Raw genomic sequence first — 11,933 nt, 5'->3', positions numbered from 1 at the left:
TATTGAGACCCTATAAAATTTAATATTATATATAAAAAAATGAAAAAAATTATTGTTATAATGTTTGCTATAGTTATGTCTTCTATTTGATATGCTAATGCATACCAGCTTTCCCAGGAAGACCAAAAAGTTTTGGAGGAGTTTTTCATTAGAGCTGAACAAGTATTTCAGGACAATCCAGAAAGGGCTGATGTTGTTTTATCAAGGGTAGAGGCTTGACTTGAAGAGTATTCATCCAATCCAAGAATAAACTTTGTTTTTGAGTCTATCAAAGATTTTATTGTTGTTTGGCAGGAAAACTACCAACAACAAAAAGATGATAAACCATCAGAAGAAACAAAAGAACAAGAAGACGAAAAAGAAGAAGTAGATGATGAAGAAGACAAAACACAAGACGATCAAAGCCAAGATCAAATAGACGAGAAAATTGAAGATATGAAAGATGTATTGAGTTTTGGGATAGAAGCAAGATTTGATAATATAAGACTTGAAGATGTGTACTTGGAAAACATATGAGAGGAGCTTGATTTGAACTATTTGGTAAAAGATGTGTCTATACTTGTAGACTGAGAAAAGGTATGAGTAGGATATGTGAAAGATGATAATTATATTCATATAGATGTTGATAATTATGTAATACCAAGAGATGAGTATGTGATGTTTGATATAAAAGCAGAATTCAATAGACCCTCTATACAAGAACATATATGAGAACTAGAGTTCAAAATATGACAGCCTCCATCAGCAAGATCTGGTAGTGTTTGATGAATTAGGGCGATATCAGAAAGCAACGGAAATTATGTGTCAGTAAGTGTAGACACTTCAAGGCCTCAAACAACTTTGCTTTTGAAGGCTGATATTATGTGAAAGCCAGCAGATCAGTTTCAGCCTAGCTATAATATAGCTTATAAATTTGATTTGTTGGCATCAAATGACAGGCTGCAAATACATGATATCATATTTCAGGTTCAGTGATCTTTTCTCCAACAGATTTCAGAAGATGCAGAGTTTGTATTGTATGAGTCTGATTCAAGAGAAGTTTTTGATTCAAAAACAAAAGAAGATATAAAAGACAACAAGTTGGTATTTTCTTATGAAAATGGTAGTTATACTATTTCTTCTTGAGCATCTCAAACATTCCAACTTGAAATATCCAGAAAATGATCAGTTAGTTCTACTACAAGAGAAATTAGGCTAGATAATGTGGTGATTTGAGATTGATTTTGATGAAGAATAGAAAATCTTAGTGATTATTCAAATACTTGACTCCCTATGAGATGGCAAACATATAGATATTAGTTTTTGTTGTTTGCTATTGTCTTGCTGTTGATTTTATGTACAAAAGCTTGAAAAACTGCTAAAAATAATTAGTATCAGTTTCATAAAATTTAGATTTGAAATAAAGCTATGGATAAAAATTTATTAATTGATAATGTTTTGAAATATTTTTCATACCTTTTACTAGTTTTGATAATAGTTTTTGTAGGATACTTTGCTTATCACAATTGGTATATATCTACAAATATGCTTTCTTTGGAGTGAGATGAGCAGCTTCTGGCAATGACATGAGATGTTGTAGCAGAAGAAGAGGATAAAGAGCATTTCCAACAAAGAATAGAAGATATTAAGTCACAAAACTACCATTCTCAAGAGGATATATTTAATGTTTCTTTGGCTTATTCAGATCTATGAAAGATATGAAAAGCAATAGTAGTGTTAGAAAATTATCTTGATATGGATGTTGGTACATTTGAGGAGAATGAACATATATACTCTCAAACAGCTTTGTTGTATGAAGAGATATGTTCTGAAGATTATGAAGAGTATTGTTATAATGCATTGGAGTATATGGAAAAACTACATGAAAAAACTTGAATAAATGAATACTTATTGAATTTTGCAAATATATTGTGGAAGCTTTGAGAAGAAGAGACTGCCAATGAGATATACGAATATTATGAAGACTTGCCAGATGCTCAGAAACAAGATCCAGAAGAAATGCAAGACCAACCTATACAAGATCAGCCTGATGAAATGGATGTTTCTCCACAAGATATACAGGTAGAACAATAAAACCGGATATGTATCCGGTTTTTTTAATATTATTTTTTTTGTGTCAGTTATTAAAAATTTTTATCTAAAACTTATTTGTAAATCCACCTAACTTTGTTTTGAGGTTCTGAATCTTCTGAATTGTCGTCCAATGTGGGTTTGAGTTGTTCTGCTTCGGGTGATTTTATTATGGTAGGAATGTTTAGAATTATGCTTTGGTATAACATTTCTTGTATGTCTATTGTCATATCTTTTTCGTTGATATAACCAATTTCATCTGTGAACTCTTCATAAGGTAAGTCAAGTCAAGGCATCAAAAACTTCATTTCATATTTTTTTACATCTATATCTTGGACAAATTCTTTTCAGCTTACTTCACATTTTTGTAGTAGACTAGTTTTGACATCTTCCAATGTTGCTAGTAGGCTTTTTTCATCCATTCATAGTATTTGTAGTGTTCAACTTATTCAATTTTTGGTTGTGTTTGGAAGTTGTTTGATTTTTCTTTTTTCAAATTTAATTGTGTCAGTGCTTCAAGGATTTTGAAGAATGTCAGAAACTTTTATTTTAATTCATTTTGTTTCCATTTAATATTTTTTAGATTTAAAGTACAAATATAATAAAAAATATATATCTAAATGCAATATTTTTATATTACAATTTCTTGAAAAATCAATATTTTTCTTTAAAATAAATATTAATTTATATTTAATGCCCATTTTATGGATTTTTTTGTTTATAATACGCTAACCAGGGAGAAGGAGAAATTTGAGCCTTTTTTTAATAAAGAAAAAGATTATGTTGCAATTTATACATGTGGTCCTACTGTCTATTCTATGCCTCATATATGAAATTTGAGGTCTTTTGTTTTTGCTTGACTACTTTCTGATGTTATAAGAAATGTTTTGGGTTATAAGGTTTTGCATACGATCAATATTACAGATGTTTGACATCTCACTGACGATGCAGATTCTTGAGAAGATAAGCTTGAAAAGGCTGCTACCAAACAATGAAAAACTGCCTGGGATATAGCATCTTATTATGAGTGAGTGTTCAAAGATATAATAAAAAAATTACATCTAAACTTTGATAATTTTCCAAGAGCAACTGATTATATTCAACAGCAAATAGAAATAATCCAGCAGTTAGAAGACCAATGACTTGTGTACAAGATAGAATGAGACTGAATCTATTTGGACACATCCAAGGTTGATGATTACTGAAAGCTTATATGACCAAATCGCGATAAGTTTTTTGAATGATTGAGGGATTGAGCAAGGGTGGACGTTTGAGGCAAAAAAAATCCTACAGATTTTGCATTGTGGAAGTTTTCTCCAAGTTGAGAAAAAAGACATATGGAATGGGATTCTCCATGGTGAGTATGATTTCCAGGTTGGCATATAGAGTGTTCTGCAATGTCAAAATGCACTTTATGAAAAAATATTGATATTCATACTTGAGGTACTGATCATATACAAACTCATCATACAAATGAGATAGTGCAAAGTGAATATAGTTTTGCAGATAATCATCCTTGGGTAAAATACTGGATGCATTGTAGTTTTTTGCAGTTGAAAAATTGAAAAATATCAAAATCTGCTTGAGACACTTTGTCTTTGCCGGAATTGGAAAACAAAGGGTTTGAATCAGAGGATTTCAGATATTTTTTATTGTCTTGACACTATAGAAGTTTTCTTGATTTTGATTGGTCTTTTTTGTATCAATCAAAACAAACTAGGCATAATTTAGCAAAAAAGCTTTCTTTGTTCAAACATATAAGAACTGTGAATTCAAGTGGTCTTACATACTCAGAACTAGAAAAAAAACTTGATACCAAAGATGCTAAGGATTTTTTAAGGGAGCTTTCTGGTAGTATTCTTGATGATCTAAATACACCATCTTTGTTGGCTGCGATCAATAAGTATATTTGATCGGCAAATTATGAAATGTTGATGGTTTTGCATTGGTTTGACAAAAATGTTTTGAAAATAAATGTTTTTGATCTTGCTATAAGTATTTTGGACAAGAAAGTTTCTTTGAAGGTTCCAGATTATATCAAACAGATGGCTCACGAAAGGTTCAGATACAAGCAGGAGTGAAATTATAAAAAAGCTGATGAGATCAGAGATAAAATAAATGAGCAATGATATATGATAGTTGATAAACCCAACTGATATGATGTCCAACATAAATCTTTAGAAGTTTAATAAAATTGATGGAAACTGTAATAATTACTTGAGGTGCTTGATATGTGTGATCTCACGTTGCACAAAAATTTTTGGAAGAAGGTTATGAGGTTGCAATAGTAGATAATCTTTCAAATTCTAATGATGATATAGTTACCAAACTGCATAAGTCTACTGGACAGTTTCCGGACTTTTATCAGGTAGATATCAAGGATACAGTTTCTTTGGAAAGAGTTTTCAATTTGTATGAAAATATAGTTGGTGTAGTTCATATGGCTTCACAAAAATGAGCTATAAAAAGTAAAGAAAAAATGTTTTTTTATTATGATAACAATATTTTTACAAATTTTGGTCTTTTTAAGCTTATGGAAAAATATAATATCGAAAATTTAGTAAATGCTTCTTCTTCTGATGTTTATGCTCACAGAAACTCTCAACCTCCGTATAGTGAAAATTCTCGTTTTGGTGAGTATACACCTTATTGAGCAACTAAGCTAATTATGGAAATAATACTTAGAGAACTTTCAGAAAGAAAATGATTCAATATTTATTCTCTAAGGCTTTTTGAGGTTGTGTGAGCATCTTCATGTGGTAATATATGAGAAGATCTTACTGTGATGGATAAAACTATGCTTGGTGAGATTTTGGGTTCCTTGTGTGGTATGAATGATGATCTTACCATATATTGAAAAAATCTAAATACTTATGACTGAAGTAGAGTTTTTGATTTTGTGCATGTAGAGGATGTGGCCAAAGCATTTTATCTATCCTTTGAAAACTTGAGAAAAAAAGAAGTAGGTTTTGATGCTATAAATATTTGAACTTGAAAATGAACAAGCTTCAATGATATGTTAGATATTGCAAAAAATATTACCTGAGAAAATATTTCCATAAACTATGAAGACTCTGACCCATCTTTGCCTCAGTCATCTTTTGCAGATGTTTCAAAGGCATACAATCAGTTGTGATGGTCTGCTCAAAAATCTTTGTCTGAAGGAGTAGAGTCAGCTTGGAGTTATACAAAAAAGATGTATTTAGATTAAATTATAATAATGACTCTTTTTCAGTATTTTCTTATATTAGTTGGTTTTGTTTTTATGTTGTTTCTTTTTGATGCGTATAAGAGAAAGTGAATGAATCTGGTTCATTTTTTCACTTTTTTTGTGTGAATTTGTCTGGTAGTGCTTTTTGCTTTTCAGGAAGAATATTTGGACATGTTTGGTAACATGTTTGGGCTTCAAAGGTGAGCAGATTTGTTGGTTTATATGGCAATAGTATTTTTGTTGTATCTATATTTTGAGCTTTTTCACAAAATTACAAAACAAGAAAAGATTACAACCCAAAATATTACAATATGGGCAATCAAAGAGTTTTTTTGGTCCAACTCATTGGAAGATCTCCAAAAAAAATCTTCAAAGATGAACTCATATGAGGATGATTTTGTTTTTTTGGTAAGATGTTATAATGAATCCCAAGTGTTAGGAGATGTTTTGCAAAATATAATAGATTACTGATACAAAAAGCTTGTTATTGTTGATGATTGATCTACTGATAATACTCAGTTTGTTTTGGATAATATAAAAAAGCAAAATGAAGATGCATTGATTATGGATATACACCATTTTGTAAATCGTTGATGATGAGCAGCAAATCAAACTTGATTTGAGTTTGTTAGGAAAAATAATTATTGGATTTGAGCTAGGTGGATGGTTACTTTTGATGCGGATTGACAAATGAACATAGAAGATATGAAATTATTTCGCAAAAAAATAGCTAAAAACCCATTAAAAGATATATATTTATGAAACAGGTTTGCTGATTGAGTAGGAGTGAGAAATATGCCTATTTTAAGAAGAATCATTTTGCGGTGAGCTAAAATTATAACTTTTATACTAAATTGAGTGAATATCACTGATCCTCATAATTGATTTAGAGTAATAAATATAAATTCTCTTGATAAGATAAATATAAATTCTGATGGTATGGCTTATGCTTCTGAAATAATAGACAGCATTAGAGTAAATAACCTCTCTTATGACATGGTGCCAGTAAATATCCAGTATACTCAATATAGTATTTCAAAATGACAAAAAAATTTGAACGCTATAAAAATTTTACTAGAAATAATTTATAAAAAGTTTTTTTATAGATAATTTTTTTAAAACTTTTCTTGATTTTTAAAAATAAATCATTATAAAGATAAATACTTTGTAAGAAATTTTGTATATGCGGGCATGATGTAATTGGTGTAGCATAGCAGAATTCAGCTCTGCTTGTACGGGTTCGAGTCCCGTTGCCCGCTTTTTAAACACCTAGCTTGTCAAATGATTTGAAGAATAATACTGGGCTTGTTTGTTTGTATAGCATGAGGTCTTTTGGTTTATTATTCGGCTCAGTTAGTTAGAGTATTTTGATCAATGCAGTGGGCAGAAGCATATCTTTGATGAACTAGGCAAGCCTATGTTTTGATTGGATTTTTTTTGATGGTTTTTGGTTTGCTTATGATGTTTTGAGTGACAGAGTTTTGATGAGGTGTTGATGATAGTTTCTGAGTGCCAAGTGATAACATGGTAGAGTAATAAATGGGCAGGTGGCAGAGCGGTCAAATGCAGCGGACTGTAAATCCGCCGCCTCACGGCTACGCAGGTTCGAATCCTGCCCTGCCCATATCTTAATATATAGCGGGGCCGTAGCTCAGCTGGCTAGAGCACCTGCTTTGCACGCAGGGGGTCAGGGGTTCGAATCCCCTCGGCTCCATATTCTATTTAAAAGCACCCGTAGCTCAACAGGATAGAGCGACGGCCTTCTAAGCCGTAGGTTGGAGGTTCGAGTCCTCCCGGGTGTAGGTTGTTTGTCCCTGTCGTCTAGTGGTTTAGGATACTGGCCTCTCACGCCAGAGATCGCGGGTTCGAATCCCGCCAGGGACGAGGCGGATTTTAGTTTGTATATGTTTTTGTATGAAAAATGACTTCCAAAGGGTCATAACTAATTGATATATTAGGGCAAATAATATTATGCTCATAAGTGAAGATTGAGAAAAGTTAGGGGTTTTTAAAAAAGATGACGCCATAAAGAAAGCTGAAGAAGAAGAAAAAGATGTTATTCAGATAGGTTTTAACTCCAAAGATAATGTTGCAGTAGCAAAGCTTATGGAGTTTTGAAAGTTTATGTACCAAAAAAAGAAAGAAGACGCAGAAAAAAGAAAAGCTCAAAAATGAAAGCAAATGAAAGAAGTAAAGTTTTCTTATAATATTTGAGACAATGATCTTGAAATGAAAAAAGAAAAAATAGAAAAGTTTTTAAGGGATTGACATCCAGTTAAAATATTGTGACAACTTAGAGGTAGGGAAAATATATTTGCAAATAAGCTTTATGAAAGATTGGAGTCTATAGAGCAGGCATTTGTAGATATGAGTAAAAGTCAGTGAATTAAAAAAGAAAAGAAGTGATATAGTGTGGTTTTATTTGCTAAGATTAAACAGTAATGAAGTTGAAGTCTAATAGTTCTATGAAAAAAAGAATTAAAGTAACATGAAGATGAAAGTTATTGCATAAAAAAGCAGGTAGAAGTCATTTATTGACAAACAAGTGAGCAGCACCTAGGAAAGACTTGTATTGAAGAAGGTTGTCAGAAAAAGAGTCTACAAAAATAAGAAATTTAATTCCTTATAAGGCAGGATAATGGTAAGAATAACTAACTGAAAAGTAAGGCATAGAAGACATAAAACGTTGATTAAAAGAACAAAATGATTTAGGTTGTGAAGAAACAATGTCTATAAGCAGGTAAGATTGGCTTTGTTGAAGCAGGGTCAAAATGCTTATATTTGAAGGAAGCTTAAAAAAAGAGATTTTAGAAGGCTTTGGATAGAAAGATTGTCAGCAGCTCTAAGAGCAAGAGGTTCTAAATATAGTGTTTTTGTTTGACAAATGACTAAAAAAGATGTAAGGCTTAACAGAAAAGTTTTGTCAAATATTGCTGTTGCATTTCCAGAGGTTTTTGATAAAATACATGATGAGGTGTTGAAGTAGTATATCTTCCTGCCGGGGATGTTTGCCGGGATGGCGGAATTGGTAGACGCAGTGGACTTAAAATCCACATCCAATTTATTGGAGTACCGGTTCGAGTCCGGTTCCCGGCAGTTTAGATAAAAGATGAAGGATTGAAGTTGTTTTTGATTCTTCGTCTTTTGTCTGAAATATTTAAAAATTAAAAGGTTTATAATGTGATTTACAGTATATAAAACAGATGAATTAAATACTAATGAAAGACTAGTTGCTTTTTATAAAAAAGAGTTGCGATCTTCTCATATATTAGATAGGGCTAAAAAGCAACAATATTATTGAACAAAATGGTATAGAAAGTTTGTTGAATATAGGTTCCCAAGTGCAAGAAGATACAAAAGAATAAAGGCTATTGTTTCGAATGCATATAGAAAGAATAAGTCTAAATATAATCTTTTGGCACAGTTTGGTAAAAGAATATAATATTTAATTGGATAAAAAATCTAAAATGTATGCAGTAGTTGATATAAATTCTCATCAGTATATTGTGAAAAAATGAGATCAAATAGAAGTAGATAAGCTGAAAAACGAAGAAGGAGAATGAGTAGAATTTGAAAATGTTTTGGCATGTTTTGATGATGAATGAAAGGATGTAAAATTGGGAAAACCATATGTGGATTCTGCAAAAATATCTGCTAAAGTTGTGAAAACTTATAAAGATAAAAAAATCAATGTAGTAAAATTTCACAATAAAAACAGATATCATAGAAAATATGGTTTTAGACCTCAAAAAACTCTTTTACAAATTGAAGATATAAAAGCATAATGTCAAATCAAGATGCTATAGTAGTAGAATGAGTTGTGGAAAAGATATTGTGAGGGTGAGATTATCAAATAAAAATTGATGATATGGACATGGTAGTAAAAGCATATGCATCATGAAAAATTAAAAAAAACAATATCAAAATTATCGAATGAGATAGGGTACAAGTAGAGCTTAATGAATACGACCCTCAAAAATGACGTATTATTTATAGATCTAACATAAGTAAATAATGAAAGTAAGAGCTTCAGTAAAACCAATGTGTAAATCTTGCCAAAGGATTAAAAGAAATGGAATATATTATATAATATGTAGTAATCCAAAACATAAACAAAGGCAGGGTTAGTGTCTTTGTGTTTTATATATTTAGATGTTAAAATTAAGCATGTTTAGACTTCAGTGACATATAATTCCAGATAATAAAATAATATGGGTGTGATTGACTCATGTATATTGAATCTGATTTTCAAGATCAAAAGAGGTTCTTAATAAGTTGTGAATAGACTTGGAAACAAAGGTTAAAGATATAACAGATGAGCAGCAGAAGCAAATCACAGATGAATTAAAAAACTTTGTTTTAGAAAATGACCTAAGAAGAGAAGAAACAGGTGCGATCAAGAGATTAAAAGAAATCAAATCATATAGATGAATAAGGCATAGTGTTGGATTGCCAGTAAGAGGTCAGAAAACAATAAAGCACGCAAAAACTGCAAAAAAATTAATGTGAAGATGAAGGGTAAGACCAATATTGAAAAAATAATTTAGTTCTATAAGAAATAATTATGGCTAAAAAAGTAGCTAAAACAACTAAGAAAAAGAAAAATATAAAACTTCCTGCAGGGAAGCTTTATATAAATACTACATTCAACAATACTATAATTACTCTTACTGATGAGAAGTGAAATAAAGTAAGCTGATGATGAACTTGATTGGTTGGTTTTAAATGAACAAAAGAAAGTACTCCATACGCTGCTGAAGTTTTAGCAAGTTCTATGATAAAACAAGCAAGAGATAATTTTTGACTAAAAGAAGTATGAGTTATAGTGGAAGGTTTATGAATGTGAAGAGATGGTGTTTTTAAAGCAATAAACGATTTGTGAGGAGTTTCTATTAATTATATACAAGAGAAGACTCCAATACAATTTGGTGGTTGTAAGTGAGTAAGACCAAAAAGAAACTAATTTATATTGTAATACTTCATTTTTATGAAATATAATTGACCTAAGTTTAAGCTTTGTAGAAGAGAATGAGTAAATCTTTTTTGAATACCAAAATATGATGTGAGAAAAAGAAAGAAATTGCCAGGTCAGCACTGAGCAAGTATGCCAAGATTGTCAGAATATTGAAAATTGCTAAGAAATAAGCAGACTCTTAAAAGAACATATCTACTAAAAGAAAAGCAATTTAAGCAAACTATAATGGATAAGGCTTGAAGATATTCTAAAAATAAATGAGTGGCTCACGATGAAGCTGCAGTTCAATTTTTAGAAAGAAGACTAGATAGTGTTCTATTAAGAGCAGGGTTTGCAAAGACAATAATGCAGGCTAGACAAATAGCAGCGCATGGTCACTTTCTTCTGAATTGAAACAAACATAAAGTTCCTTCATATTTGGTAAAAGTTTGAGACAAAATTTCTCTAAAAGAAAAACTTAAAACATCTTCTTTATATTCAGACATCCCATTAAATGAAGGGTGATTTAAGTTGCCTTCTTGGCTGAATGTTGATAAAGAAAAGTTAGAAATTGAGCTTTTGGATATGCCAAGAGTAGATGAAATTAGTTTACCAGCAGATATACTTAAGGCTATCGAATTTTATGCTAGAGCATAGTGATGGTCAAACTTTCTTGGATTTAACCATTAAAATAAATATGTTATGTTAGATGTGCAAAATTTAATTTGAAAACCTAAAATATACGAAACAAAGGTTGATGAATATACTTCAAGATTTGAGGTTGATTATCTACCAAGAGGTTTTTGACATTCTTTTGGGAATGCAATAAGAAGAGCAATATTGTGATACAATTATTGAGGTGCAGTTACATGAATAAAAATAAAGTGAGTACCTCATGAGTATGAAGTGGTTGATTGAGTAAAAGAGTCAGTTATGGACATGTTGCTAAATGTAAAAAAGCTTCGTTTTAAGATAGATGAAAATGCAGAAAGAGTACAATGGCATTCTCAAAGGTTTACTTGAGTATGAAAATATTATTCTGATTCGTTAAAACTTCCTTCTTGAGTAGAAGTTCTTAATGAAAACTATTATCTATTTGAGATAACTGATCCTTCTGTAGAACTAATTGTAGATCTAAGAGTTGAGAAATGATACGGGTATTATAGTATAGACTATCTAAGGAAAAGAGATGAAAATCAGGAAGAAAATGATATATGAACAATATTGGTAGACAATGATTTTAGGGTGGTTAATTATGTAACTTATGATATAGAAGAACATATAGATGACTTTTCATGATTTAGTAAAGATAGATTAATACTAGAATTACAAACAGTATCCTCAAAAGTGTCTCCAAAAGAAATTTTAACATTTGTATGAGAAGTGATTTCATCATATGCAAATCTATTGGTGTTTGATGAAAGTTATATAGACAAGTCCTTAATGTCTGATTATTATGACATGTCTGAAAGTTTAGAGGAATCTTCATCAGAACAAAACGTTAAAACCATGCCTATAGATGCTATTCCTCTTAGTGAAAGGACAAGAAATGCACTAATAAAAAATAAAATTTTGTATGTAGAAGATCTAGAAAAAAAGAAAAAATCAGAGCTTTTAAGTATGAAATGAGTTGGTAGAAAAGCTGTAGATGAGATATCAGAATCATTAGAACAGATTTGAAAGTCCTTGATATGATAA

18 protein-coding genes and 6 tRNA genes are annotated in these 11,933 nt (G+C 30.8%); 23 read left to right on the top strand and 1 reads right to left on the bottom strand.

The annotated features are described in order from the left end of the window. The first annotated feature begins 39 nt into the window (after positions 1-39). Complete coding sequence (locus HLG78_RS01940) at positions 40-1,299, top strand: hypothetical protein (protein ID WP_231180153.1); 1,260 nt, start codon at positions 40-42, stop codon at positions 1,297-1,299. A 108-nt stretch (positions 1,300-1,407) separates the two neighbouring features. Continuing rightward, complete coding sequence (locus HLG78_RS01935; RefSeq protein WP_231180150.1) at positions 1,408-2,073, top strand: hypothetical protein; 666 nt, start codon at positions 1,408-1,410, stop codon at positions 2,071-2,073. Positions 2,074-2,144: 71 nt separating this feature from the next. Here HLG78_RS01935 and HLG78_RS01930 read toward each other — a convergent pair whose 3' ends face one another. Further along, positions 2,145-2,639 (bottom strand): DUF177 domain-containing protein, encoded by a 495-nt coding sequence (locus HLG78_RS01930; protein WP_231180147.1) that lies wholly within the window; start codon positions 2,637-2,639, stop codon positions 2,145-2,147. Positions 2,640-2,774: 135 nt separating this feature from the next. Between HLG78_RS01930 and cysS the strand changes: the two genes are divergently transcribed. The 21 genes from cysS (at position 2,775) to HLG78_RS01825 (ending at position 11,933) form a co-directional block, all read left to right on the top strand. Next, positions 2,775-4,259 carry a cysteine--tRNA ligase gene (cysS, locus tag HLG78_RS01925; protein ID WP_231180144.1) on the top strand — a complete coding sequence of 495 codons (1,485 nt, stop codon included), beginning with the start codon at positions 2,775-2,777 and terminating at the stop codon, positions 4,257-4,259. Between the two features lie 8 nt (positions 4,260-4,267). Continuing rightward, positions 4,268-5,281 carry an SDR family NAD(P)-dependent oxidoreductase gene (locus HLG78_RS01920; RefSeq protein ID WP_231180141.1) on the top strand — a complete coding sequence of 338 codons (1,014 nt, stop codon included), beginning with the start codon at positions 4,268-4,270 and terminating at the stop codon, positions 5,279-5,281. Positions 5,282-5,371: 90 nt separating this feature from the next. Continuing rightward, a complete protein-coding gene (locus tag HLG78_RS01915) occupies positions 5,372-6,391 on the top strand; it encodes a DUF2304 family protein (RefSeq protein WP_231180136.1) in 1,020 nt (339 codons plus the stop codon). A gap of 75 nt (positions 6,392-6,466) precedes the next feature. Further along, positions 6,467-6,540, top strand: a tRNA-Gly gene (locus HLG78_RS01910). Between the two features lie 22 nt (positions 6,541-6,562). Next, positions 6,563-6,817 (top strand): hypothetical protein, encoded by a 255-nt coding sequence (locus tag HLG78_RS01905; protein ID WP_231180133.1) that lies wholly within the window; start codon positions 6,563-6,565, stop codon positions 6,815-6,817. Between the two features lie 5 nt (positions 6,818-6,822). After that, positions 6,823-6,905: transfer RNA gene (locus tag HLG78_RS01900), tRNA-Tyr, on the top strand. A gap of 16 nt (positions 6,906-6,921) precedes the next feature. Continuing rightward, a tRNA-Ala gene (locus tag HLG78_RS01895) sits at positions 6,922-6,995 on the top strand. A gap of 14 nt (positions 6,996-7,009) precedes the next feature. After that, positions 7,010-7,083, top strand: a tRNA-Arg gene (locus HLG78_RS01890). Between the two features lie 8 nt (positions 7,084-7,091). Then, positions 7,092-7,165 (top strand) — tRNA-Glu (locus tag HLG78_RS01885). A gap of 30 nt (positions 7,166-7,195) precedes the next feature. Beyond that, the gene (infC, locus tag HLG78_RS01880; RefSeq protein ID WP_231180129.1) at positions 7,196-7,723 is read left to right on the top strand and encodes a translation initiation factor IF-3; all 528 of its coding nucleotides are present in this window, start codon (positions 7,196-7,198) and stop codon (positions 7,721-7,723) included. Continuing rightward, positions 7,723-7,920: a large ribosomal subunit protein bL35 gene (locus tag HLG78_RS01875; RefSeq protein WP_231180126.1), complete on the top strand. Its 198-nt coding sequence runs from the start codon at positions 7,723-7,725 to the stop codon at positions 7,918-7,920. The genes infC and HLG78_RS01875 overlap by 1 nt, the downstream gene beginning before the upstream one ends. Then, positions 7,920-8,267: a 50S ribosomal protein L20 gene (rplT, locus tag HLG78_RS01870; RefSeq protein ID WP_231180123.1), complete on the top strand. Its 348-nt coding sequence runs from the start codon at positions 7,920-7,922 to the stop codon at positions 8,265-8,267. Before HLG78_RS01875 ends, rplT begins: the two co-directional genes overlap by 1 nt. 24 nt (positions 8,268-8,291) lie before the next feature. Continuing rightward, a tRNA-Leu gene (locus HLG78_RS01865) sits at positions 8,292-8,377 on the top strand. Between the two features lie 82 nt (positions 8,378-8,459). Continuing rightward, positions 8,460-8,723, top strand: coding sequence for a hypothetical protein (locus tag HLG78_RS01860; protein ID WP_231180120.1), 264 nt, complete (start codon positions 8,460-8,462; stop codon positions 8,721-8,723). Between the two features lie 25 nt (positions 8,724-8,748). Continuing rightward, on the top strand, positions 8,749-9,066 hold the full coding sequence (gene rplU, locus HLG78_RS01855) for a 50S ribosomal protein L21 (protein ID WP_231180117.1): 318 nt from the start codon (positions 8,749-8,751) through the stop codon (positions 9,064-9,066). Further along, positions 9,066-9,296 carry a translation initiation factor IF-1 gene (gene infA / locus HLG78_RS01850; protein WP_231180114.1) on the top strand — a complete coding sequence of 77 codons (231 nt, stop codon included), beginning with the start codon at positions 9,066-9,068 and terminating at the stop codon, positions 9,294-9,296. Before rplU ends, infA begins: the two co-directional genes overlap by 1 nt. Then, positions 9,296-9,409 carry a 50S ribosomal protein L36 gene (rpmJ, locus tag HLG78_RS01845; protein WP_231180110.1) on the top strand — a complete coding sequence of 38 codons (114 nt, stop codon included), beginning with the start codon at positions 9,296-9,298 and terminating at the stop codon, positions 9,407-9,409. The genes infA and rpmJ overlap by 1 nt, the downstream gene beginning before the upstream one ends. A gap of 39 nt (positions 9,410-9,448) precedes the next feature. Continuing rightward, positions 9,449-9,823: a 30S ribosomal protein S13 gene (gene rpsM, locus HLG78_RS01840; RefSeq protein WP_231180107.1), complete on the top strand. Its 375-nt coding sequence runs from the start codon at positions 9,449-9,451 to the stop codon at positions 9,821-9,823. 22 nt (positions 9,824-9,845) lie between these two features. After that, positions 9,846-10,244 carry a 30S ribosomal protein S11 gene (rpsK, locus tag HLG78_RS01835; protein WP_231180104.1) on the top strand — a complete coding sequence of 133 codons (399 nt, stop codon included), beginning with the start codon at positions 9,846-9,848 and terminating at the stop codon, positions 10,242-10,244. Between the two features lie 24 nt (positions 10,245-10,268). After that, positions 10,269-10,892 carry a 30S ribosomal protein S4 gene (gene rpsD / locus HLG78_RS01830; RefSeq protein WP_231180099.1) on the top strand — a complete coding sequence of 208 codons (624 nt, stop codon included), beginning with the start codon at positions 10,269-10,271 and terminating at the stop codon, positions 10,890-10,892. A 45-nt stretch (positions 10,893-10,937) separates the two neighbouring features. After that, positions 10,938-11,933: a DNA-directed RNA polymerase subunit alpha C-terminal domain-containing protein gene (locus HLG78_RS01825; RefSeq protein WP_231180096.1), complete on the top strand. Its 996-nt coding sequence runs from the start codon at positions 10,938-10,940 to the stop codon at positions 11,931-11,933.

Origin of the sequence: Candidatus Absconditicoccus praedator, assembly GCF_021057185.1 — a bacterium.
Lineage (GTDB): Bacteria > Patescibacteriota > Gracilibacteria > Absconditabacterales > Absconditicoccaceae > Absconditicoccus > Absconditicoccus praedator.
Note: the sequence above shows the minus strand (reverse complement) of the source record. Positions and strands in the feature narration are given on the sequence as shown.